General features: G+C 63.4%; 32 protein-coding genes. All 32 read left to right on the top strand.

Annotation, left to right across the window (positions count from 1 at the left end; all coding sequences use genetic code 11):
* Positions 1–122: 122 nt before the first annotated feature.
* On the top strand, positions 123–431 hold the full coding sequence (gene rpsJ, locus RH857_RS09910) for a 30S ribosomal protein S10 (protein ID WP_022871716.1): 309 nt from the start codon (positions 123–125) through the stop codon (positions 429–431).
* Positions 432–452: 21 nt separating this feature from the next.
* Complete coding sequence (gene rplC / locus RH857_RS09905) at positions 453–1,115, top strand: 50S ribosomal protein L3 (protein ID WP_310537813.1); 663 nt, start codon at positions 453–455, stop codon at positions 1,113–1,115.
* Positions 1,116–1,120: 5 nt separating this feature from the next.
* Positions 1,121–1,741 carry a 50S ribosomal protein L4 gene (gene rplD / locus RH857_RS09900; RefSeq protein WP_310537812.1) on the top strand — a complete coding sequence of 207 codons (621 nt, stop codon included), beginning with the start codon at positions 1,121–1,123 and terminating at the stop codon, positions 1,739–1,741.
* Complete coding sequence (rplW, locus tag RH857_RS09895) at positions 1,738–2,046, top strand: 50S ribosomal protein L23 (protein ID WP_310537811.1); 309 nt, start codon at positions 1,738–1,740, stop codon at positions 2,044–2,046. The genes rplD and rplW overlap by 4 nt, the downstream gene beginning before the upstream one ends.
* Before the next feature lie 35 nt (positions 2,047–2,081).
* Entirely contained in the window at positions 2,082–2,918 is an 837-nt protein-coding gene (gene rplB, locus RH857_RS09890) for a 50S ribosomal protein L2 (protein WP_310537810.1), read from the top strand.
* A 12-nt stretch (positions 2,919–2,930) separates the two neighbouring features.
* A complete protein-coding gene (gene rpsS / locus RH857_RS09885) occupies positions 2,931–3,212 on the top strand; it encodes a 30S ribosomal protein S19 (RefSeq protein ID WP_310537809.1) in 282 nt (93 codons plus the stop codon).
* A 59-nt stretch (positions 3,213–3,271) separates the two neighbouring features.
* Entirely contained in the window at positions 3,272–3,637 is a 366-nt protein-coding gene (gene rplV / locus RH857_RS09880) for a 50S ribosomal protein L22 (protein ID WP_310537808.1), read from the top strand.
* A complete protein-coding gene (gene rpsC / locus RH857_RS09875) occupies positions 3,637–4,437 on the top strand; it encodes a 30S ribosomal protein S3 (protein ID WP_310537807.1) in 801 nt (266 codons plus the stop codon). Before rplV ends, rpsC begins: the two co-directional genes overlap by 1 nt.
* Entirely contained in the window at positions 4,437–4,853 is a 417-nt protein-coding gene (rplP, locus tag RH857_RS09870) for a 50S ribosomal protein L16 (RefSeq protein ID WP_310537806.1), read from the top strand. Before rpsC ends, rplP begins: the two co-directional genes overlap by 1 nt.
* A gap of 2 nt (positions 4,854–4,855) precedes the next feature.
* Positions 4,856–5,113 (top strand): 50S ribosomal protein L29, encoded by a 258-nt coding sequence (gene rpmC / locus RH857_RS09865; RefSeq protein WP_310537830.1) that lies wholly within the window; start codon positions 4,856–4,858, stop codon positions 5,111–5,113.
* A 2-nt stretch (positions 5,114–5,115) separates the two neighbouring features.
* Positions 5,116–5,403, top strand: a complete 288-nt coding sequence (gene rpsQ / locus RH857_RS09860; RefSeq protein ID WP_310537805.1) for a 30S ribosomal protein S17 — start codon at positions 5,116–5,118, stop codon at positions 5,401–5,403.
* 278 nt (positions 5,404–5,681) lie between these two features.
* Positions 5,682–6,053, top strand: coding sequence for a 50S ribosomal protein L14 (gene rplN, locus RH857_RS09855; protein ID WP_310537804.1), 372 nt, complete (start codon positions 5,682–5,684; stop codon positions 6,051–6,053).
* 3 nt (positions 6,054–6,056) lie between these two features.
* Positions 6,057–6,395: a 50S ribosomal protein L24 gene (gene rplX, locus RH857_RS09850; RefSeq protein WP_310537803.1), complete on the top strand. Its 339-nt coding sequence runs from the start codon at positions 6,057–6,059 to the stop codon at positions 6,393–6,395.
* Positions 6,392–6,964, top strand: coding sequence for a 50S ribosomal protein L5 (gene rplE / locus RH857_RS09845; protein ID WP_310537802.1), 573 nt, complete (start codon positions 6,392–6,394; stop codon positions 6,962–6,964). Before rplX ends, rplE begins: the two co-directional genes overlap by 4 nt.
* 97 nt (positions 6,965–7,061) lie before the next feature.
* Positions 7,062–7,460, top strand: a complete 399-nt coding sequence (rpsH, locus tag RH857_RS09840; protein ID WP_070159067.1) for a 30S ribosomal protein S8 — start codon at positions 7,062–7,064, stop codon at positions 7,458–7,460.
* A gap of 20 nt (positions 7,461–7,480) precedes the next feature.
* The gene (gene rplF / locus RH857_RS09835; protein ID WP_310537801.1) at positions 7,481–8,017 is read left to right on the top strand and encodes a 50S ribosomal protein L6; all 537 of its coding nucleotides are present in this window, start codon (positions 7,481–7,483) and stop codon (positions 8,015–8,017) included.
* 3 nt (positions 8,018–8,020) lie between these two features.
* Positions 8,021–8,392, top strand: coding sequence for a 50S ribosomal protein L18 (rplR, locus tag RH857_RS09830; RefSeq protein ID WP_310537800.1), 372 nt, complete (start codon positions 8,021–8,023; stop codon positions 8,390–8,392).
* Positions 8,389–9,132, top strand: coding sequence for a 30S ribosomal protein S5 (gene rpsE, locus RH857_RS09825; RefSeq protein WP_310537799.1), 744 nt, complete (start codon positions 8,389–8,391; stop codon positions 9,130–9,132). The genes rplR and rpsE overlap by 4 nt, the downstream gene beginning before the upstream one ends.
* A gap of 2 nt (positions 9,133–9,134) precedes the next feature.
* Complete coding sequence (gene rpmD / locus RH857_RS09820) at positions 9,135–9,365, top strand: 50S ribosomal protein L30 (protein WP_374761150.1); 231 nt, start codon at positions 9,135–9,137, stop codon at positions 9,363–9,365.
* Positions 9,365–9,859, top strand: coding sequence for a 50S ribosomal protein L15 (rplO, locus tag RH857_RS09815; protein ID WP_310537797.1), 495 nt, complete (start codon positions 9,365–9,367; stop codon positions 9,857–9,859). The genes rpmD and rplO overlap by 1 nt, the downstream gene beginning before the upstream one ends.
* Positions 9,860–10,022: 163 nt before the next feature.
* On the top strand, positions 10,023–11,330 hold the full coding sequence (gene secY / locus RH857_RS09810) for a preprotein translocase subunit SecY (RefSeq protein WP_310537796.1): 1,308 nt from the start codon (positions 10,023–10,025) through the stop codon (positions 11,328–11,330).
* On the top strand, positions 11,327–11,893 hold the full coding sequence (locus RH857_RS09805) for an adenylate kinase (RefSeq protein WP_310537795.1): 567 nt from the start codon (positions 11,327–11,329) through the stop codon (positions 11,891–11,893). The genes secY and RH857_RS09805 overlap by 4 nt, the downstream gene beginning before the upstream one ends.
* On the top strand, positions 11,893–12,732 hold the full coding sequence (gene map, locus RH857_RS09800; RefSeq protein WP_374761149.1) for a type I methionyl aminopeptidase: 840 nt from the start codon (positions 11,893–11,895) through the stop codon (positions 12,730–12,732). The genes RH857_RS09805 and map overlap by 1 nt, the downstream gene beginning before the upstream one ends.
* A gap of 168 nt (positions 12,733–12,900) precedes the next feature.
* A complete protein-coding gene (locus tag RH857_RS09795) occupies positions 12,901–14,328 on the top strand; it encodes an SNIPE associated domain-containing protein (protein WP_310537793.1) in 1,428 nt (475 codons plus the stop codon).
* Positions 14,329–14,560: 232 nt separating this feature from the next.
* Positions 14,561–14,782 (top strand): translation initiation factor IF-1, encoded by a 222-nt coding sequence (gene infA, locus RH857_RS09790; RefSeq protein ID WP_044493914.1) that lies wholly within the window; start codon positions 14,561–14,563, stop codon positions 14,780–14,782.
* Between the two features lie 13 nt (positions 14,783–14,795).
* Positions 14,796–14,909: a 50S ribosomal protein L36 gene (rpmJ, locus tag RH857_RS09785; protein WP_044493916.1), complete on the top strand. Its 114-nt coding sequence runs from the start codon at positions 14,796–14,798 to the stop codon at positions 14,907–14,909.
* Positions 14,910–15,105: 196 nt separating this feature from the next.
* A complete protein-coding gene (rpsM, locus tag RH857_RS09780; RefSeq protein WP_310537792.1) occupies positions 15,106–15,474 on the top strand; it encodes a 30S ribosomal protein S13 in 369 nt (122 codons plus the stop codon).
* A 15-nt stretch (positions 15,475–15,489) separates the two neighbouring features.
* The gene (gene rpsK / locus RH857_RS09775; RefSeq protein ID WP_310537791.1) at positions 15,490–15,891 is read left to right on the top strand and encodes a 30S ribosomal protein S11; all 402 of its coding nucleotides are present in this window, start codon (positions 15,490–15,492) and stop codon (positions 15,889–15,891) included.
* A 130-nt stretch (positions 15,892–16,021) separates the two neighbouring features.
* On the top strand, positions 16,022–17,029 hold the full coding sequence (locus RH857_RS09770; protein ID WP_310537790.1) for a DNA-directed RNA polymerase subunit alpha: 1,008 nt from the start codon (positions 16,022–16,024) through the stop codon (positions 17,027–17,029).
* A 65-nt stretch (positions 17,030–17,094) separates the two neighbouring features.
* Positions 17,095–17,652, top strand: coding sequence for a 50S ribosomal protein L17 (gene rplQ, locus RH857_RS09765; protein ID WP_310537789.1), 558 nt, complete (start codon positions 17,095–17,097; stop codon positions 17,650–17,652).
* A gap of 193 nt (positions 17,653–17,845) precedes the next feature.
* The gene (gene truA, locus RH857_RS09760; RefSeq protein WP_310537788.1) at positions 17,846–18,706 is read left to right on the top strand and encodes a tRNA pseudouridine(38-40) synthase TruA; all 861 of its coding nucleotides are present in this window, start codon (positions 17,846–17,848) and stop codon (positions 18,704–18,706) included.
* A 149-nt stretch (positions 18,707–18,855) separates the two neighbouring features.
* Positions 18,856–20,310, top strand: coding sequence for a sugar porter family MFS transporter (locus RH857_RS09755; protein WP_310537787.1), 1,455 nt, complete (start codon positions 18,856–18,858; stop codon positions 20,308–20,310).
* Positions 20,311–20,502 lie beyond the last annotated feature (192 nt).

The following is a 20,502-nucleotide window of genomic DNA, read 5'->3' as shown; positions in this document are numbered from 1 at the left end:
AAGGTCTCCTCGAGCCTCATGCGCTCGATACAGAAGCTTCGCCGCCGGCGTTGACTCACCCAGGGGTACGGGCTGCCGTTCATGAACGAATTGCAGGACTGACCAGAAAGAGGCTCAACGCCATGGCGGGACAGAAAATCCGCATCCGGCTGAAGTCGTATGACCACGAGGTCATCGACACCTCGGCCCGGAAGATCGTCGACACGGTCACGCGCGCAGGTGCAACGGTCGTCGGCCCCGTGCCGCTGCCGACTGAGAAGAACGTCTACGCAGTGATTCGTTCTCCCCATAAGTACAAGGACTCTCGCGAGCACTTCGAGATGCGCACCCACAAGCGCCTGATTGACATCGTGGACCCGACGCCCAAGGCAGTCGACTCCCTGATGCGTCTCGACCTGCCTGCAGACGTCAACATCGAGATCAAGCTCTAGTAGGGAGGTGCTGAGAGAACTATGACCAACATTTCCCGCGTAGATTCGAACGTCAAGGGACTGCTGGGCACGAAGCTCGGCATGACCCAGGTCTGGGATGAGAACAACAACCTCATCCCCGTCACTGTTGTCCAGGCCGACTCCAACGTCGTCACCCAGATCCGCTCCGAGGAGACCGACGGCTACAGCGCCGTCCAGATCGGCTACGGCCAGATCGATCCTCGCAAGGTCACCAAGCCGCTGGCCGGCCACTTCGAGAAGGCCGGCGTGACCCCCCGCCGTCACGTCGTCGAGGTCCGCACCGCAGATGCCAGCTCCTACGAGCTGGGCCAGGACCTGAGCGTCGAGACCTTTGTGGCCGGCCAGAAGGTCGACGTCATCGGCAAAACCAAGGGCAAGGGCTTCGCCGGCGTCATGAAGCGTCACGGCTTCGCCGGTGTGGGCGCTTCCCACGGCCAGCACAAGAACCACCGCAAGCCCGGCTCCATCGGCGGCGCAGCCACCCCCGGCCGCGTCTTCAAGGGGCTGCGCATGGCAGGCCGCATGGGCGGCGTCCGCCACACCACGCACAACCTCACCGTCCACGCTGTGGATGCAGAGAAGAACCTGCTGCTCATCAAGGGCGCCGTGCCGGGCAACCGCGGCGGCGTCGTCCTGATCCGCACGGCAGTGAAGGGAGCATGACCACAATGGCAACCAAGGTTTCCGTCAACCTCCCCGCCGAGATTTTCGACGTCGACACCAACACCGCTCTGATCCACCAGGTCGTCGTGGCGCAGCAGGCAGCTGCTCGCCAGGGCACCCACAAGGTAAAGACCCGTGCTGAGGTCGCCGGCACCGGCGCCAAGCCTTTCCGCCAGAAGGGCACCGGCCGGGCTCGTCAGGGCTCCATGCGCGGTCCGCACATGATCGGCGGTGGCGTTGTCCACGGTCCGACTCCGCGTGACTACGCCCAGCGCACCCCCAAGAAGATGAAGGCAGCTGCTCTGCGCGGCGCCCTCTCTGACCGGGCACGCAATGGCCGCGTCCACGTCGTCGATGCACTGGTGACCGACAAGGCCTCCACCAAGGCAGCCAAGGAGGCCCTGGCCTCCATCGGCGGCGCCAACCGCAACTGGCTGGTCGTGCTCGATCGCAGCGACGACGTCGCCGCGCTGTCGATGCGCAACCTGCCCGATGTCCACACTCTCTACGCCGACCAGCTGAACACCTACGACGTCCTCGTCTCCGACGACGTCGTGTTCACCCAGGCCGGCTACGACGCCTTCCTGGCTCACGCCCAGGGTGCGAAGAAGGAGGAGGCCAAGTGAGCGTCCTGACTGAAAAAGACCCCCGCGACGTCGTCTACGCGCCTGTGGTGTCGGAGAAGTCCTACGCCAACATCGACGAGGGCAAGTACACCTTCCTGGTGGCCACCAGCGCCACTAAGAGCGAGATCAAGTACGCCGTGGAGAAGATCTTCGGCGTCAAGGTCGAGAAGGTGAACACCGTCAACCGACCCGGCAAGCGCAAGCGCACCCGCTTCGGCTGGGGATCCCGCAACGCCACCAAGCGTGCGATCATCACCCTCAAAGAGGGCTACGCAATTGACATCTTCGGAGGCTCCGCAGCATAAGGCTGCCGGAACCACTTGATCGAAGGAAGAGAAACATGGCTATCCGTAACCTGAAGCCGACCACACCGGGCCAGCGCGGCTCCTCTGTGGCCGACTTCGCAGAGATCACCCGGGACACCCCGGAGAAGTCCCTGCTGAAGCCGCTGTCCAAGACCGGCGGTCGCAACAGCTCGGGCAAGATCACCACCCGTCACAAGGGTGGCGGTCACAAGCGCCAGTACCGTCTGATCGACTTCCGTCGCGCAGACAAGGACGGCGTGCCCGCCAAGGTCGCTCACATCGAGTACGACCCCAACCGCACTGCCCGTATCGCACTGCTGCACTACGCCGACGGCACCAAGCGCTACATCCTGGCTCCGGCCAAGCTGGTCCAGGGCGCTGCCGTGGAGTCCGGCCCGAACGCCGACATCAAGCCCGGCAACAACCTGCCCCTGCGCAACATCCCCCTCGGTACCGTGATCCACGCTGTGGAGCTGCGTCCCGGCGGCGGTGCCAAGCTGGGCCGATCCGCTGGTGCCTCCATCCAGCTGGTCGCCCGTGAGGGCAAGTACGCCCAGCTGCGTCTGCCCTCTGGTGAGGTCCGCAACGTCGACGTGCGCTGCCGCGCCACCGTTGGCCAGGTCGGCAACGCCGAGCAGTCCAACATCAACTGGGGCAAGGCCGGCCGTATGCGCTGGAAGGGCGTTCGCCCGACCGTCCGCGGTGTCGTGATGAACCCCGTTGACCACCCGCACGGCGGTGGTGAGGGTAAGACCTCCGGTGGTCGCCACCCGGTCAACCCCAACGGCAAGCCCGAGGGCCGCACCCGTCGTCCCAACAAGGAAAGCGACAAGCTCATCGTGCGTCGCCGTCGTACCAAGAACAAGCGATAGGAGCCTGGAAACATGCCACGCAGCTTGAAGAAGGGCCCCTTCGTTGATCAGCACCTGTACCTGAAGGTGGTCGCTGAGAACGAAAAGGGCACCAAGAACGTCATCAAGACATGGTCCCGCCGTTCCATGATCATCCCGGACATGCTCGGCCACACCATTGCCGTGCACGACGGACGCAAGCACATTCCCGTGTTCATCACTGAGTCGATGGTCGGGCACAAGCTCGGCGAGTTCGCTCCGACGCGCACTTTCCGCGGCCATGTGAAGGACGACAAGAAGGGCAAGCGTCGCTGATTCCCTTCACCGGGAACAGACACGTTTGATCTTCTAGAGAAGACGAGAGAAGGAAAGCAATGGAAGCCAAGGCAATTGCGCGCTACCTGCGTGTGACGCCTATGAAGGCCCGGCGCGTCGTCGACCTTGTCCGCGGCAAGCAGGCCAACGAAGCACTGGCCATTCTGCAGTTCGCCCCCCAGGGCGCCTCAGAGCCGGTCTACAAGGTGGTCGCCTCCGCACTGGCCAACGCCCGGCAGCACGCCGACAAGGCCGGAGTCGCCTTTAACGAGGACGACTTCGTGATCACCGAGGCACGCGTCGATGAAGGACCCACCATGAAGCGGTTCCGCCCCCGTGCACAGGGACGCGCCTACCGCATCAACAAGCGCACCAGCCACGTGACCATCGTGGTCGGCACAGAAGAGAAAGGTGGAGATCAGTAGTGGGACAGAAGATCAACCCCAATGGTTTCCGTCTGGGCATCACCACTGACCACGTCTCCCACTGGTACGCCGACTCCACGAAGCCGGGTCAGCGCTACAAGGACTTCGTGAAGGAAGATGTTCAGATCCGCGAGCTGCTGGAGAAGAGCGTTGAGCGCGCCGGCATCTCCAAGGTCGAGATCGAGCGCACCCGTGACCGTGTGCGTGTGGACATCCACACTGCACGTCCGGGTATCGTCATCGGTCGTCGCGGCGCCGAGGCAGACCGCATCCGCGGTGAGCTGGAGAAGCTCACCGGCAAGCAGATCCAGCTGAACATCCTCGAGGTCAAGAACCCCGAGACCGACGCTCAGCTGGTGGCTCAGGGTGTGGCCGAGCAGCTCGCCGCCCGCGTGGCATTCCGCCGCGCGATGAAGAAGGCCATCTCCTCCGCCATGCGTGCGGGCGCCAAGGGTATTCGTATCCAGTGCGCCGGCCGTCTCGGCGGCGCTGAGATGTCCCGTTCCGAGTTCTACCGCGAAGGCCGTGTGCCGCTGCACACCCTGCGTGCGAACATCGACTTCGGCAAGCACGAGGCCAAGACCACCTTCGGCCGCATCGGCGTCAAGGTCTGGGTCTACAAGGGCGACCTGACCGCCAAAGAGCTGGCAGCTCAGCAGGCTGCTGCTCCGTCCGGTCGCGGTGGCCGCGGCGGTCGTGGCGGCGCTGGTGAGCGTCGTCGTGGCGGTGCCGGTCGTCGTCGCGAGGGTGCCCCGGCAGCAGCCGAGGCCGCACCTGCCGCTGAAGGAGGGCAGAACTGATGTTGATGCCTAAGCGCGTCAAGTACCGCAAGCCGCACAAGCCCAAGCGCCGCGGCATGGCTAAGGGCGGCACCGAGCTCGCATTCGGCGAGTACGGCATCCAGGCCCTCGGCCCGGCGTATGTGACCAACCGACAGATTGAGTCGGCACGTATCGCCATGACCCGTCACATCAAGCGTGGCGGCAAGGTCTGGATCAACATTTATCCCGACCAGCCGATCACCAAGAAGCCCGCCGAAGTCCGTATGGGCTCCGGTAAGGGTTCCCCCGAGTGGTGGGTCGCCAACGTTAAGCCCGGACGCGTGATGTTCGAGCTGTCCGGTGTCAGCGAAGAGGTCGCCAAGGAGGCCCTCCGTCTGGCAATCCACAAGCTGCCTATGAAGGCACGCGTGATCAGCCGAGAGAGTGGTGAGTGACGATGGCAGTCGGTTCCAAGGATCTGACCGTTGACAAGCTCGCAGGCATGGACGACGACGCCCTGGCGAACGCTCTGCGTTCCGCCAAGGAGGAGCTGTTCAACCTGCGCTTCCAGTCCGCCACCGGCCAGCTGGAGAACTCCGCTCGGCTGAAGACCGTCAAGCGCGACATCGCCCGCATCTACACCGTGCTGCGCGAGCGTGAGCTCGGCATCCGTGAGTCCGTGGGTGCAGCTGATGAAGAGAAGGCTGAGGACTGAGCATGAGCGAGACCACTACTGAGAACACTCAGGGCACTGAGCGTAACTACCGCAAGAACCTGCGCGGCGTCGTCGTCTCCGACAAGATGGAGAAGACCATCGTCGTCGAGGTCGAGGACCGCAAGAAGCACTCCCTGTACGGGAAGGTCATGAAGCGGCACAGCAAGTTCAAGGCCCACGACGAGAACGGCGAGGCCGGCATCGGGGACATCGTCCAGATCTCCGAGACCCGTCCGCTCTCCGCTACCAAGCGGTGGCGCCTGGTGCGGATCATCGAGAAGGCCAAGTAAACCTTCTCCACCGCACGTCACCAGTCAGTCAGGACCCCGACTCGCCCGTCGAGTTGGGGTCCTGCTGTTTATTCGGTATGATATTGAGGCTGTGCGCCCATGCGTGTTTTTCGGCATGCATGGACAGCGCATGTCCCCCAGGATCGCCTCGGCCATCTACCCAACACAGCCTGCGGGCAGGGTACATGGGAAAGCGATGGGGGAGGTCCATTTTTGAAGTTCCACAAGGCTCAGCCCACCTGAGGGATGAGAACCGGTGAGACGACAGGAGAAACCAAGTGATTCAGCAGGAATCGCGGCTGAAGATTGCCGATAACACCGGTGCCAAGGAAATCCTTGTCATTCGTGTGCTCGGTGGATCAGGACGCCGCTATGCAGGCATCGGCGACACGTTCGTCGCCACCGTCAAGGACGCAATCCCGGGCGGCAACGTCAAGAAGGGCGACGTGGTGAAGGCCGTCGTCGTCCGCACTAAGAAGAAGACCCGCCGCGCCGACGGCTCCTACATCAGCTTCGACGAGAACGCTGCCGTCATCCTCAAGGGTGACACCCCGGAGCCCCGCGGTACCCGTATCTTCGGCCCCGTCGGCCGCGAGCTTCGCGACAAGAAGTTCATGAAGATCGTCTCGCTTGCCCCGGAGGTGCTGTAACCCATGGCAAAGATCAAGAAGGACGACCTCGTTCAGATCCTGACCGGTAAGGACAAGGGCAAGCAGGGCAAGGTCCTCGAGGTGCTCCCCAAGAAGGAGCGCGTCGTCGTCGAGGGTGTCAACCGCGTCAAGCGCCACCTGCGCGCTGGCCAGTTCGGCAGCACCGAGGGCGGCATCGTCGAGTCCGAGGCCCCCATCCACCTCTCCAACGTCGCCCTCGTCGACCCGGAGACCGGCAAGCCGACCCGTGTGGGCTACCGCTTTGAGACTGTTGAGCGCGACGGCGAGACCGAGACCGTCAAGGTCCGCTACGCCAAGGCCTCCGGGAAGGAGCTGTCATGACTGAGACCGTGACCCAGAAGATCACCCCCCGCCTGAAGAACAAGTACCGCGAGGAGATCCGCTCCTCCCTGCAGGAGGAGTTCAACTACTCCAACGTCATGCAGGTGCCGGGCCTGGTCAAGGTCGTGGTGAACATGGGTGTGGGCGAGGCAGCTCGCGACTCCAAGCTCATCCAGGGAGCAATCGAGGATCTGACCGCGATCACCGGTCAGAAGCCCAAGGTGACCCGGGCCCGCAAGTCCATCGCGCAGTTCAAGCTGCGTGAGGGCCAGCCCATCGGCGCGCACACCACCCTGCGCGGCGACCGCATGTGGGAGTTCCTGGACCGCCTGGTGACCCTCGCACTGCCCCGTATCCGCGACTTCCGCGGCCTGAGCCCCAAGCAGTTTGACGGCAACGGCAACTACACCTTCGGGCTCACCGAGCAGTCGGTGTTCCACGAAATCGATCAGGACAAGATCGACCGCCCCCGCGGCATGGACATCACTGTGGTGACCACCGCGACCACCGACGAGGAAGGCCGTGCGCTGCTGCGCGCGCTGGGCTTCCCCTTCAAGACCGAACAGTAACCACTACGCCGAAGGTCCTTTCACCAGAGGTTCCAAGCGACAAGCTTGAGTTCCTTCGGAGATCGGAAACCGCGGCGAGGAAGGGCACAAGCCCCACATGACCATGACTGATCCAGTCGCAGACATGCTGACGCGTCTGCGCAACGCCAACTCGGCCTATCACGACCAGGTCTCCATGCCCAGCTCCAAGCTGAAGGTGCGCGTGGCAGACATCCTCAAGGCTGAGGGCTACATCACCGACTGGCGCGAGGAAGAGGCAGAGGTCGGCAAGACCCTCGTCATCGACCTGAAGTTCGGCCCGAACCGTGAGCGTTCGATCGCCGGCCTGCGCCGCATCTCCAAGCCCGGTCTCCGGGTGTACGCGAAGTCCAACAACCTCCCGCACGTGCTGGGCGGCCTGGGCATCGCGATCCTGTCCACCTCCTCCGGTCTTCTCACCGACCGGCAGGCAGCCAAGAAGGGTGTGGGTGGGGAAGTCCTCGCCTACGTCTGGTAACCGGAAGGAGTCGAAGCACTATGTCACGCATCGGTCGTCTTCCGATCACCGTTCCTGCCGGCGTCGATGTCTCCATCGACGGCCGTGAGATCCGCGTCAAGGGTTCCAAGGGTGAACTGTCCCGCACTATTGCTGAGGGAATCACCGTGGAGCTCGAGGACGGAACCCTCACCGTCTCCCGCCCGAACGACGAGCGCGAGTACCGCTCCCTGCACGGCCTGACCCGAAGCCTGATCAACAACATGATCATCGGCGTCACTGAGGGCTACACCAAGAAGCTCGAGATTGTCGGCACCGGTTACCGTGTGCAGGCCAAGGGCTCTGACCTGGAGTTCGCACTCGGCTACTCCCACCCCATCTCTGTGAAGGCGCCCGCCGGCATCACCTTCCAGGTGGAGGGCAACAACAAGCTGGCTGTGTCCGGCATCGACAAGCAGCAGGTCGGCGAGGTCGCTGCGAACATCCGCAAGCTGCGTAAGCCCGACCCGTACAAGGGCAAGGGCGTGCGTTACGAGGGCGAGCAGATTCGCCGCAAGGCCGGAAAGGCAGGTAAGTAAACCATGGCTATCGGTATCAAGGGCAAGTCCAAGTCCGCTGCCCGCGGCCGGCGCCACCTGCGCCTGCGCAAGAAGGTCAGCGGTACCGCCGAGCGTCCGCGCCTGGTGGTCAACCGTTCCGCCCGTCACATGGTCGCTCAGGTCGTCAACGACCTCGAGGGCAAGACCGTGGTCTCCGCCACCACCATGGAGGCAGACCTTCGGAGCTTCGACGGTGACAAGACCGCCAAGGCGAAGAAGATCGGCGAGCTGATCGCCGAGCGCGCCAAGGCAGCCGGAATCGAGGCCGTGGTCTTCGACCGCGGCGGCAACAAGTACCACGGTCGCGTGGCCGCCGTCGCCGACGGCGCCCGGGAAGGTGGGCTGCAGCTGTGAGTGAGAACGCTACCAACGAGAAGGACGTTCAGGTGACTGAGTCCAACGAGAACACCGCCGCCGAGTCTGCTCAGCAGACCCAGGCCGCCGGTGGTCAGAACAACGACAACCGCGGTGATCGTGGCGGTCGCGGCGAAGGCCGCGGACGCGGCGGCCGTGGTCGCGGCGAGGGCCGTGGCCGTGGAGGTCGCGACGAGGAGAAGGACAAGTTCCTCGAGCGCGTCGTGACCATCAACCGTGTCTCCAAGGTCGTCAAGGGCGGTCGTCGCTTCAGCTTCACCGCACTTGTCGTCGTCGGCGACGGCGACGGCACCGTGGGTGTCGGCTACGGCAAGGCCAAGGAGGTGCCCGCGGCAATCGCCAAGGGCGTGGAGGAGGCCAAGAAGTCCTTCTTCCGCGTTCCCCGCGTGGGCTCCACCATCCCGCACCTGGTCAAGGGTGAGGATGCAGCCGGCGTCGTGCTGCTGCGTCCCGCGTCCCCCGGTACCGGTGTGATCGCCGGCGGTCCGGTCCGCGCCGTCCTGGAGTGCGCAGGCATCCACGACGTGCTGACCAAGTCCATGGGTTCGGTGAACGCCATCAACATCGTTCACGGCACCATCGACGCTCTGAAGAAGCTCGAGGAGCCCGAGTCTGTGGCAGCCCGCCGCGGCAAGGCCCTCGATGAGATCGCCCCCGCGCCGATGCTCCGCACCATTGCTGCGGACCGTGAGGCACGGGCCCAGAAGGCAGGTGCATGAGAATGGCCACCACCGTCCAGTACAGCACTGCGAAGGATTTCAAGCCGTCTGAGGCCAAGCTTGAGATCACCCAGATCCGCTCCGTCATCGGAGTCAAGCCCAACCACCGCGAGACGGTCCGCTCCCTGGGCCTGAAGCGCATCGGCCACACCGTGGTCCGCGAGGCTGACGCCGTGACTGTGGGCATGCTGAACACCGTCAAGCATCTCGTGAAAGTTGAGGAGGCCAAGTAATGGCAGAGAACACTCCTGCCGAGTCCGAGGTCCTCAAGCTTCACGACCTGCGTCCGGCTCCCGGCTCCCGCAAGGCCCGCACTCGTGTGGGTCGTGGTGAGGGCTCCAAGGGTAAGACTGCAGGCCGTGGTACCAAGGGCACCAAGGCTCGCTACCAGGTCCGTCCCGGCTTCGAGGGTGGTCAGCTTCCGCTGCACATGCGCCTTCCGAAGCTGCGCGGATTCAAGAACCCCTTCCGCGTGGAGTACTCCCCGGTCAACCTGACCAAGCTGGGAGAGCTCTTCCCGGAGGGCGGCGAGGTCACCGCTGATGATCTGATCGCCAAGCGTGTGGCTCGCAAGGGCCGCCCGGTGAAGATCCTCGGCACCGGTGAGATCTCCGTTGCTGTGACCGTGAAGGCTCACGCCTTCTCGTCCAGCGCCGAGGAGAAGATCACGGCTGCCGGCGGTTCCGTCGAAAAGCTCGCACTGAAGGCTGCTCCCACCGCGGAGTAAGCAGCAGTTATTCACGTGGACAGCCCCCGTATGGCAGAGCAATCTGCCTGCGGGGGCTGTTTGCATGAAGGACAGAATTCTTCACCTGCATAGAGCCCACGTTAGGATGGCTGACTGTGTGGTCGGCTGACCATGAGGCAGGCATGCCCTAAGAGGAGGACGCTTGTTCAGCGCAATTGCCAGGGTGTTCCAGACACCCGACCTGCGCCGGAAGATCTGGTTTACGATCGGCATCATCGCCATCTACCGGATCGGTGCATTTATTCCGGCGCCCGGGGTGTCATATCAGGGTGTTCAGCAGTGTCTGGTGCAGAACGACCAGACCGGCGGACTGTACAACTTCGTGAACATGTTCTCCGGCGGCGCCATGCTGCAGGTTTCGCTGTTTGCGTTGGGCATCATGCCCTACATCACCGCCGCTATCATCGTGCAGCTGCTGCGCGTGGTCATTCCTCGATTCGAGGCTCTCCAGCGGGAGGGCGCGCAGGGACAGGCCAAGCTCACGCAGTACACCCGGTACCTCACGCTGGCCCTCGGCACCCTGAATGCCACGGTGCTGGTGACCATGGCTCGCTCGGGGGCCCTGCTGAACTGTGAGCCTGGGCAGATCATCCCGGATGACAGCCTGGCCGTGATCCTTCTGCTCATCCTGGTGCTGACCACCGGTGTGGCCATGATCATGTGGCTGGGCGAACAGATCACCGAACGCGGCGTCGGTAACGGCATGTCCATCCTGATCTTCGTGGCCATCGCCGCCGGCTTCCCCGGCTCCATGCAGCAGATCTTCCTCGAGCAGGGCTGGCGCACCTTCACCATCGTCTGCATTATCGGTCTGTGCCTCATTGCCGCCATCGTCTTCGTGGAGCAGTCCCAGCGCCGTGTGCCGGTGCAGTACGCCAAGAAGCAGGTAGGCCGCCGCACCGTGGGTGGAACGTCCACCTACATTCCGATCAAGGTGAACATGGCCGGCGTCATCCCCGTCATCTTCGCGTCCTCGATCCTGATGCTGCCCTCGGTAGCGATGCAGTTCAGCGAGGGTCAGACCGGTGAGCCCGGATTCTTCACAGACCTGCTCCAGCGCTACTTCCTCTCAGGAACGCACCCGGTCTACATGGCCACCTTCTTCCTGATGACCATCGGCTTCACCTACTTCTACGTGACCATCACGTTCAACCCGAACGAGGTCGCCGAGAACATGCGCAAGTACGGCGGATTCATCCCCGGCATCCGCGCCGGCAAGCCCACAGAGAGCTACCTGGCGTACGTGATCTCTCGCATCACGTTCCCGGGCGCGCTCTACCTCGGCTTCATCGCGATGATCCCTCTGGTAGCCTTCGTCCTCATCGGAGCCAATCAGGACTTCCCGTTCGGTGGCACCTCCATCCTCATCATGGTTGGCGTCGGTCTGACCACGGTGAAGCAGATTAACGCTCAAATGGAACAACGGAACTACGAAGGGCTGCTGCGATGACGCGCATGCTGATTGTCGGACCTCCCGGCGCAGGCAAAGGAACTCAGTCGAAGAAGATCTCCCAGGAGCTGGGCATCGTCGCGATCTCTACGGGCGACATCTTTCGCGAGAATATCAAGGGCGAAACCGAGCTCGGGAAAGAAGCCAAGAGCTACGTCGACGCCGGCAACCTGGTTCCCGACTCCCTGACCAACCGCCTCATCGAGGACCGCCTCTCCTGGGACGACGCCGCCGACGGTTTCCTTCTGGACGGCTACCCTCGCAACTCCACTCAGGTCCAGGCTTTTGACGAGATCCTCGCTCGCCTGGGCGTGGAGCTGGACATCGTTCTGGAGCTCACCGCCGATCGTGAGGAGCTCGTGTCCCGCCTGACCAAGCGTGCCGAGGCCGAGGGGCGCAGCGATGACAACGAAGACGTTATCCGGCATCGCCTGGAGGTCTTCGAGCAGGAGACGGAACCCATGATCAGTGAGTACCGCAGCCGCGGCCTGCTCAAGCAGGTCGATGGTCTGGGGCCCATCGATGAGGTCAACGCCCGCATCATGGAGGCCCTGAAGGCGTGATGTTTTCACGCAGGATCGAGCTGAAGTCGAACGAGCAGCTGCGTCATATGGACGCGGCCGGCTCGATCCTCTCTGCTGCCCTGGACCGTGCCGCGGCTGCCGCAAAACCTGGTGTAACCACCGGTGAGCTCAATGACGTGTTCGCGGAGTACATCACCGCCCAGGGTGCCAAGCCGAACTTCCTGAACTACCACGGCTTCCCCGGATACATCTGTGCCTCCGTCAATGACGAGGTGGTCCACGGCATCCCAGGTGACCGTGTGCTCGAGCCCGGGGACGTGCTGAAGATCGACGGCGGCTGCATCATCGAGGGCTGGCACGCCGACTCTGCTCGGACCGTGATCCTGGGTTCCTCGGAGGAGGGCACGGCTGACCCGGAGGACGAGCGTCTGTCCGAGATCACTCGTGCGGCCATGTGGCGGGGGATTGCCGCCTTCGCGACCGCCAAGCACATTGGTGAGATCGGCGAGGCCATCGAGGACTATGTGCAGTCCCAGCCAGGTAAGCCCCTGGGGATCCTGGAGGACTACGTGGGGCACGGCATCGGCTCAGCGATGCATATGGCACCCGACGTCTTCAACTACTCCACCGGCATGAAGGGTGCGAAGATCAAGCCCGGCCTTGCCCTGGCGATCGAACCCATGCTCACCCGTGGCGGTATCGAGACCAACCTGCTTGAGGACAACTGGACTGTGGTGACCGCGGACAAGACCCGGGCCAGCCAGTGGGAGCACTCCGTGTGCCGCCACAGCGATGGCTTGTGGGTGCTCACCGCAGCCGACGGCGGGGCCTCCGAGCTGGAGCCCCTCGGCGTCACCCCGGTTCCCATCCCCGCCTAGCTTCGTCAGGGCCCGGTGTCAGGCTCTAACGGTGGCGCCGTGCTCGACAGGCTTGAATCGGTGCTTCGAACACCGGAGGGCGAGCCGCCGAGGAACACGGGGCACATCTGAGTCCGTTCCCCTATGTAGGCTCTAGACCACTCGCGTCTATGACATTGGGGGACGACCGTGAACAATCTTGACATTCCAGGTCACAAGCTGCCGAAGACAGGCGGTGCAGGTGTGCTCTCGAGCTCTTTGCGCGGTATAGCAATCTTGGGCTTGCTACTTTCGCTCATTCCAGGCGTGGCATTCATCGTTTCGCCGCTAGTGATCTTCTACGTCTGGCGGCTCCATGGGCGAGCACTAGACCTATGGAAAAACCACCTAGGTGTGCTCGAGGAGCGGGACCACGCGATCATGCAGGCCCAGCAGCTTCAAACGCACAATGGGCAACTATTGGAAGAGGCGAAGCGACTTGGAACATTGGATGTCTTGCAGTGGGAGAGCGAGAAACAGCGACTAGAAACCGAGGTCGCCGCGCTCACCGCCGAGCAACGCACTCTCACAGCAAGAGTGGTCGATCTCAAGGACATGGCTGACCTGAATGACTATGGTCTATACAACTTCGAGAACCCGGCGGACGACGCCGTTCGCGTCAAGGCACAGTTGGACGAGGTTAAAGCCCAGGCTAAGCGCATGGTGAGGGAGAAGATCGCAGCTACAGGCGCCACCAACTGGACGGTCAACAACTCCGCGGCGCAGGGCAGGAAGATGGTCAACGACATGACCAAGTTGTTGCTGCGTGCGTTCAACGCCGAGGTTGAGAACTCGATCAAGACAGTGAAGGCGGGTCATATCGCGGCTGCCAGGAAGCGTGTCGAGAAATCAGCCGAACAGGTAGAGCGACTCGGTTCGATGCTTCAGATTCGGATCTCGCCACAGTACCTGCGCCTCCGCCTGCGAGAACTCGAGCTGACTCACGAACACCTTGAAGCAGTCAAGGCCGCGAAGGAGGCGGAGCGCGAAGCTCGAGCATTGGCTCGGGAGGAAGCGAAAGCGCAGAAAGAACTGCTAGCGGCAAAGGCCAAGCAAGAAAAGGAAGTTGAGCATCGCCGCAACGTCCTGGCCCAACTGCAGGCACAGGGGGCCCTCGATGAGATTGCCAAAGCGGCGGCGGCCCTGTCCGAAGCTGAGGAAGCTCTCGAAGATGTGGAGTCCACTATGGCTAACACCAGGGCAGGTTACGTCTACGTAGCCTCCAATCGCGGGGCCTTCGGTCCCGATGTGGTCAAGATCGGAATGACACGTCGCCTCAACCCTGAGGATCGGCTGCGGGAACTCTCGGACGCATCGGTGCCGTTCAACTTCGACAAGCACACCATCATCTTCAGTGAGGACGCCTGGGGTCTGGAGAACGCCCTCCACAAGCACTTTGCGGACCGCCGAGTAAACCTGATCAATATGCGGCGTGAGTACTTCTATGCGACACCCGCCGAGGTCAAGGAAGCTCTCTTGGCCCACGATGTGCAGGTTCTTGAGTATCACGAGGAAGCGGAAGCTCCGGAGTACCTGGCGAGCCAGAAGATGCGGGGCGAACAACCCGCATTAAGGTGAGCACATTTTGACGTTCCGGGCGAGGTCCCTGGTGGGGTCAACATAACAACTGGCGCGGCGTGCTTGACTCCTGTACGATTATCTGTTGGTTGTCTCTGCGCACATTCGTGTCAAATCGCTGATGCGCACAGAGGCTCTAAAGCAGAAATCCAGATTCCCCGTTGCGTCGTCGTCGGCCCTTGTGTGCCGCGCGCTGGTGCCTCGTGGGAATCGCGAACGGTGTGTGGAGCATATGGGTAAAAAAGAAGGCGTCATCGAGGTTGAGGGCTCAGTTGTTGAGGCTCTGCCGAATGCAATGTTCCGGGTGAAGCTGGAGAACGACCACGTTGTCCTGGCGACCATTTCGGGCAAGATGCGCCAGCACTACATCCGCATCCTCCCCGAGGACCGGGTCGTGGTGGAGATGAGCCCCTATGACCTCAACCGCGGCCGTATCGTCTACCGCTACAAGTAATCGAGGAGAACCCATGAAGGTTCAGCCGAGCGTGAAGCCGATCTGCTCCGACTGCAAGACCATCCGCCGCGGTGGTGTTGTGCGAGTGATCTGCAAGAACCCGCGCCACAAGCAGCGCCAGGGCTGACCCTCACCACAAACCTTGTAGGTGAGGGCGCACCCAAGCGCTGGACAGCTCAATACATAGAGGCAGTGCAGCTCGGATGAGCTGACGAGCATACCTCCGGTTGCCGAAGGCCGGAGACCCGTACACAAGCGTCACCTCCGACGCAGGGGATCGCACTGCTGAAGACCTTCGGACAAAGAAAAAGGAGGACTGCCACGTGGCACGTCTGGCAGGTGTGGACATCCCGCGCGAAAAGCGCACGGTGATCGCACTCACTTACATCTACGGCGTCGGCAAGACCCGCGCCGAACAGGCCATTGAGGCCACCGGTCTTGACGGCAACACCCGAGTCAAGGACCTCACCGACGAGCAGCTGGTTGCTCTGCGTGACTACATCGAGGGCAACTACACGGTCGAGGGTGACCTTCGCCGTGAAGTTTCCGCTGACATCCGCCGCAAGGTCGAGATCGGCTCCTACGAGGGCCTGCGCCATCGTCGCGGCCTGCCCGTCCGCGGTCAGCGCACCAAGACCAATGCGCGCACCCGTAAGGGCCCGAAGAAGACCGTCGCAGGCAAGAAGAAGTAGTTCACAGGAGACACTATGCCCCCCAAGACTCGTGCAGCGGCCCGTAAGCCGCGCCGCAAGGCAAGCAAGAACATCACCCAGGGTCAGGCTCACATCAAGTCGACCTTTAACAACACGATCGTTTCGATCACCGATCCCACCGGCGCTGTGGTCTCCTGGGCCTCCTCCGGCGAGGTTGGCTTCAAGGGCTCCCGCAAGTCCACTCCCTACGCTGCGCAGATGGCTGCTGAGCAGGCTGCAAAGCGTGCCCAGGAGCACGGCATGAAGAAGGTCGACGTCTTCGTCAAGGGCCCCGGCTCCGGCCGCGAGACCGCGATCCGCTCCCTCCAGGCCGCAGGCCTCGAGGTCGGCTCCATCTCTGATGTGACTCCCAGCGCCCACAACGGCTGCCGGCCGCCCAAGCGCCGTCGCGTCTGAGCGACCCTTCTTTCTCCCATTCTGCGAGCCCGGCGGGGTGCAGGCGTTAAGCCGCACACCGTCGGGCTGAGCATCTACCACTGAACTGAGAATGCGTCATATAGCGGATGCACTCTGAAAGGAACAACCAGTGCTCATTGCACAGCGCCCCACGCTGACCGAAGAAGCCGTCGCCGAAAACCGTTCCCGCTTTGTGATCGAGCCCCTGGAGCCGGGCTTCGGTTACACCCTGGGCAACTCCCTGCGCCGCACCCTGCTGTCCTCGATCCCCGGCGCGGCCGTGACCAGCGTCCGGATCGACGGCGTTCTCCACGAGTTCAGCACCATTGCCGGTGCCAAGGAGGACGTCACCGAGCTGGTGCTCAACATCAAGAAGCTCTCCGTCTCCTCCGAGCACGATGAGCCCGTGGTGGCCTACCTCCGCAAGGAGGGTCCCGGCCCCGTCACCGCTGCCGACATCACCCCGCCGGCCGGTGTTGAGTTCCACAACCCCGATCTGCAGCTGCTGACCCTCAACGAGGACGGCAAACTGGATCTGGAGCTGACCGTCGAGCGTGGCCGCGGCTACGTCTCCGCCTCGCAGAACAAGCTCGAGGACTCCGAGATCGGCCGCATCCCGGTCGACTCGATCTACTCCCCGGTGCTGAAGGTCAGCTTCAAGGTGGAGGCCACTCGTGTCGAGCAGCGCACCGACTTCGACAAGCTGATCGTTGACGTGGAGACCAAGCCCTCCATGGAGCCCCGTGACGCCCTGGCCTCGGCCGGCACCACCCTGGTGGAGCTGTTCTCCCTGGCTCGCGAGCTGAACGTGGCTGCCGAGGGCATCGAGATCGGCCCGTCCCCGACGGACGCCGCCCTCGCCGCCGATATGGCTCTGCCGATCGAGGACCTGGAGCTCACCGTTCGCTCCTACAACTGCCTCAAGCGTGAGGGCATCCACACCGTGGGTGAGCTCGTGGCGCGTTCCGAGGCAGACCTGATGGACATCCGTAACTTCGGTGCCAAGTCCATCGACGAGGTGAAGGAGAAGCTGACCGAACTGGGTCTGTCCCTGAAGGACTCCCCGGCCGGCTTCGACCCTGCCGCCGCCCGCCTTGCAGCGGAAGAGGAAGACTACGACGACGAGCAGCAGTTCTAACCGACTGCTCTCACTTGAGACATTCGCTCACCTAAGGTGAGCGGCACACCTGAGGAGTAACGACTATGCCTACCCCCACCAAGGGACCGCGTCTGGGCGGCAGCCCGTCGCACGAGCGGATCATGCTGGCGAACCTGTCCGCGCAGCTGTTCGAGCACCGTTCGATCACCACCACCCTGACCAAGGCCAAGCGCCTGCGTCCCTACGCTGAGCGGCTCATCACTCTGGCGAAGAAGGGCGACCTGTCTGCACGCCGTGCAGTGGTCGGCAAGATCAGCGCCAAGAACGCCACCAACCAGGCGATCGTCCACGAGCTGTTCACCGTGATCGCCCCGGCCATGGCCGAGCGCGAGGGCGGCTACACCCGCATCACCAAGATCGGCAACCGCAAGGGTGACAACGCCCCCATGGCTGTCATCGAGCTCGTGATGGAGCCCGTCTCCCCGAAGCAGAAGGTGGTGGCTGATGCCGAGCGCGCCACTGCCGCTGCTGCTCCGGCCGAGGAGCCCGAGGTCGACGAGACCGAGGTCGAGACCGCCGAGGTGTCCGACGAGGCTGCCGCAGAGGCACCCGCCGACACCGAGGTCGATGAGGCTGCTGCTGAGGAGTCTGAGGACAAGTAAGTCCCACAGGCCTGAGGCATCACTGACTGAGCCCCCGCCCCCTTCTTCCGAAGGCGGCGGGGGCTCAGTCGTTCCCTGGGGGTTATCGGCAGAAATGGGCCAAGAAGTGTGCTGAAACCTCACGAAGAGACCACAACGACGCCGGAAGGTGCCAGTTTCAGCACATTTTCCGGCTGCGGCTAGGCTTGAGCTCATGCCCCGGATCCGACTCGACCTTGCCTATGACGGCAACGCCTACCGCGGATGGGCAGCCCAGCCCGGCCTCCTCACTGTCGAGGGCGTGGTGCGCGAGGCCCTGGCCACCATCATCCGCCGAGAGGTGCCCGTGACCGTGGCTGGTCGCACCGACGCAGGAGTGCATGCCCGGGGCCAGGTCGTGCACTTCGACCTGGAGGCAGGGGAGTGGCAGGCGCTGAGCCGCGGTCGCGACATCACGGCTGAGGAAGCACTGCTGAGGCGGCTCTCCGGAGTGCTGGGACGGCAGGAGGGCGCCGTCGTCGTCCATCACGCCGTCCAGGTGCCCCAAGCCTTCGACGCGCGCTTCTCCGCGCTGAGCCGCACGTACACCTACCGCATCGCTGACCGGCGTGAACTATGGGATCCGCTGCGTAGGCAGGACACCGCCTGGGTGCGCCGACACGTGGACGAGCAGCTGATGGATGCTGAGGCCACGGCGGTACTGGGGCTGCACGACTTCGGCAGTTTCTGCCGCCCCCGCGAGCACAGCACCACCATCCGTGAGCTTCAGGCCTTCACGATCACCCGCGGAGAAGACGGCGTCATCACCGCCCGCCTGCAAGCCGATGCGTTCTGCCACCACATGGTGCGCACCCTGATCGGGGCGTGCCTCGACGTGGGGGAGGGGCGCCGGGAACCCGGATGGCTCATGCAGCGGCTGGGTGAGCCCAGCTGGGATCAGAATGTGCGGCTGGCTCCTCCTCAGGGGCTCGTGCTGGAGTCCGTGCAGTATCCACCTGATGATCAGCTGGCGTCCCGGGCAGAGCAGACCCGGGCCATGCGACCCCAGTCCGACGACGTCGCCGGGGCGTCCTGAGCAGCCGCTCAGCTCCCCGAATCGACCGCTCATCAGAGTGCGCAGATGCGCTCACGCGTTGCTAAAGCGGTTTCACCTTGTCATACTCGTTCGGGCGCTCGGCAGTACTACCGAGTAGTCACTTCAAAGACCTCGTGTAAGGACGCACCATGAGTACTGACTCTCGCACCCAGGATCCTGCCGTCGGCGCAGTGGCCTGGGTTGTTCTTGTCGCCGCGTTCGGCGGCTTCCTCTTCGGCTTCGACACCGCTGTCATCAACGGAGCCGTAGGACCTATCCGGGAAGAGTTTGACCTGGGAGCCCTCATGAGCGGCTTCAGCGTCTCCAGCGCGCTGCTGGGCTGTGTGGTCGGCGCCTTCACCGGCGGCAACCTCGCAGACCGCGTGGGCCGCCAGAAGGCCATGCTCATCGCGGCCTCGCTCTTCTTCGTCTCCGCAATCGGCACCGGTCTGGTCTTCGGGGTCTACGACCTCATCCTCTGGCGCGTGGTCGGCGGCATCGGCGTCGGCATGGCCTCGGTGATCGCTCCGGCCTACATCGCCGAGGTCTCCCCGGCCAACTGGCGCGGCCGCCTGGGCTCACTGTTCCAGCTGGCCATCGTGATCGGCATCTTCATGGCCGCGGCCTCGAACGCGCTCTTCGCCAACGTCGCCGGTGCGGCCGAAGGGGTGCTGTGGTTCGGCCTGGAGGCATGGCGCTGGATGTTCATCTCCGAAGCGGTCCCGGCCCTGATCTACGGTCTGCTGGCACTGTCCATCCCTGAGTCACCCCGGTACCTGGTCTCCCGTGGCAGGAACGACGCCGCCCGCCGAGTGCTTACCGACGTCGTCGGCATCAAGGGTGAATCCAACCTCGCCGCCAAGATCGAAGACATCCGGCGCACCATTAACCTGGAGGCCCGTCAGAAGCTCAAGGACCTGTTCGTGGGCGGCAAGCTCATGCCGATCGTCTGGGTCGGCATCGGCCTGGCGGTCTTCCAACAGTTCGTGGGCATCAACGTGATCTTCTACTACTCCACGACCCTGTGGCAGGCTGTGGGCATCGAAGAGGACCAGGCCATGCTGGTCCAGGTCATCACCACCAGCCTGAACATCGTGGCCACCATCGTCGGCATCCTCATCGTGGACAAGGTGGGACGCCGCATCCCGCTGGCCGTCGGCTCAGCCGGAATGGCTCTGGGCCTGGGCATGATGGCAGTGGCGTTCTCCCAGGCGATCTCCGAGGAGGTCATCAACGAGTTCGGCGAGCTGGAGACCGTGGTCTCTCTTCCCGAGCCGTGGGGCATGATCGCCCTGGTTTCGGCGAACATCTTCGTCATCTTCTTCGGCGCCACGTGGGGCCCCTTCATGTGGCTCATGTTGGGTGAGATGTTCCCCAACCGCGTGCGTGCCGTGGCGCTCGGCGTGGCCTCGGCGTTCAACTGGGGCTCCAACTTCCTCATCTCCACGCTGTTCCCGCAGATGGCGGAGTTGTCGCTGGTCTTCGCCTACGGCTTCTACGCCATCAGTGCGCTGCTGAGCTTGGTCTTTGTGCTGCTCTGGGTTCCCGAGACCAAGGGCCGCGAGATCGAGGATATGCAGGAGAAGGCACACAGTCGCCGCTGATCTCCTCAGATCAACGGCCAGTGCGACGACGGCCCCTCACCCTGGTATTCGGGTGAGGGGCCGTCGTCGTGAGCGGCTGGGGCGGGCGGTGCTGCCCCCGCGTGCGCACGTTACCCCCTGCTTCCGCACGTATGGCCGTGTGTGATGTCTCAGGAGATCGGTGACAGAACTGTCTCAAGACATCAGTGACAC

This window comes from Nesterenkonia flava (genome assembly GCF_031432335.1).
Classification (GTDB): Bacteria; Actinomycetota; Actinomycetes; order Actinomycetales; family Micrococcaceae; genus Nesterenkonia; species Nesterenkonia flava.
This window is presented reverse-complemented; position numbering and strand designations above follow the sequence as displayed.

Excerpts from the sequence above, each read along its gene's own strand:
- rplB (WP_310537810.1), top strand. The coding sequence starts at position 2,082 with ATGGCTATCCGTAACCTGAAGCCGACCACACCGGGCCAGCGCGGCTCC.
- rplD (WP_310537812.1), top strand. The coding sequence starts at position 1,121 with ATGGCAACCAAGGTTTCCGTCAACCTCCCCGCCGAGATTTTCGACGTC.
- RH857_RS09755 (WP_310537787.1), top strand. The coding sequence starts at position 18,856 with ATGAGTACTGACTCTCGCACCCAGGATCCTGCCGTCGGCGCAGTGGCC.
- rpmD (WP_374761150.1), top strand. The coding sequence starts at position 9,135 with ATGGCCACCACCGTCCAGTACAGCACTGCGAAGGATTTCAAGCCGTCT.
- rpsJ (WP_022871716.1), top strand. The coding sequence starts at position 123 with ATGGCGGGACAGAAAATCCGCATCCGGCTGAAGTCGTATGACCACGAG.
- truA (WP_310537788.1), top strand. The coding sequence starts at position 17,846 with ATGCCCCGGATCCGACTCGACCTTGCCTATGACGGCAACGCCTACCGC.
- rplO (WP_310537797.1), top strand. The coding sequence starts at position 9,365 with ATGGCAGAGAACACTCCTGCCGAGTCCGAGGTCCTCAAGCTTCACGAC.
- rplF (WP_310537801.1), top strand. The coding sequence starts at position 7,481 with ATGTCACGCATCGGTCGTCTTCCGATCACCGTTCCTGCCGGCGTCGAT.
- rplQ (WP_310537789.1), top strand. The coding sequence starts at position 17,095 with ATGCCTACCCCCACCAAGGGACCGCGTCTGGGCGGCAGCCCGTCGCAC.
- rpsQ (WP_310537805.1), top strand. The coding sequence starts at position 5,116 with ATGAGCGAGACCACTACTGAGAACACTCAGGGCACTGAGCGTAACTAC.
- rpsK (WP_310537791.1), top strand. The coding sequence starts at position 15,490 with ATGCCCCCCAAGACTCGTGCAGCGGCCCGTAAGCCGCGCCGCAAGGCA.
- rpmC (WP_310537830.1), top strand. The coding sequence starts at position 4,856 with ATGGCAGTCGGTTCCAAGGATCTGACCGTTGACAAGCTCGCAGGCATG.
- map (WP_374761149.1), top strand. The coding sequence starts at position 11,893 with ATGTTTTCACGCAGGATCGAGCTGAAGTCGAACGAGCAGCTGCGTCAT.
- rplV (WP_310537808.1), top strand. The coding sequence starts at position 3,272 with ATGGAAGCCAAGGCAATTGCGCGCTACCTGCGTGTGACGCCTATGAAG.
- rpsH (WP_070159067.1), top strand. The coding sequence starts at position 7,062 with ATGACCATGACTGATCCAGTCGCAGACATGCTGACGCGTCTGCGCAAC.
- rplE (WP_310537802.1), top strand. The coding sequence starts at position 6,392 with ATGACTGAGACCGTGACCCAGAAGATCACCCCCCGCCTGAAGAACAAG.
- rpsS (WP_310537809.1), top strand. The coding sequence starts at position 2,931 with ATGCCACGCAGCTTGAAGAAGGGCCCCTTCGTTGATCAGCACCTGTAC.
- rplP (WP_310537806.1), top strand. The coding sequence starts at position 4,437 with ATGTTGATGCCTAAGCGCGTCAAGTACCGCAAGCCGCACAAGCCCAAG.
- RH857_RS09805 (WP_310537795.1), top strand. The coding sequence starts at position 11,327 with ATGACGCGCATGCTGATTGTCGGACCTCCCGGCGCAGGCAAAGGAACT.
- rplC (WP_310537813.1), top strand. The coding sequence starts at position 453 with ATGACCAACATTTCCCGCGTAGATTCGAACGTCAAGGGACTGCTGGGC.
- infA (WP_044493914.1), top strand. The coding sequence starts at position 14,561 with ATGGGTAAAAAAGAAGGCGTCATCGAGGTTGAGGGCTCAGTTGTTGAG.
- rpmJ (WP_044493916.1), top strand. The coding sequence starts at position 14,796 with ATGAAGGTTCAGCCGAGCGTGAAGCCGATCTGCTCCGACTGCAAGACC.
- rplX (WP_310537803.1), top strand. The coding sequence starts at position 6,057 with ATGGCAAAGATCAAGAAGGACGACCTCGTTCAGATCCTGACCGGTAAG.
- rplR (WP_310537800.1), top strand. The coding sequence starts at position 8,021 with ATGGCTATCGGTATCAAGGGCAAGTCCAAGTCCGCTGCCCGCGGCCGG.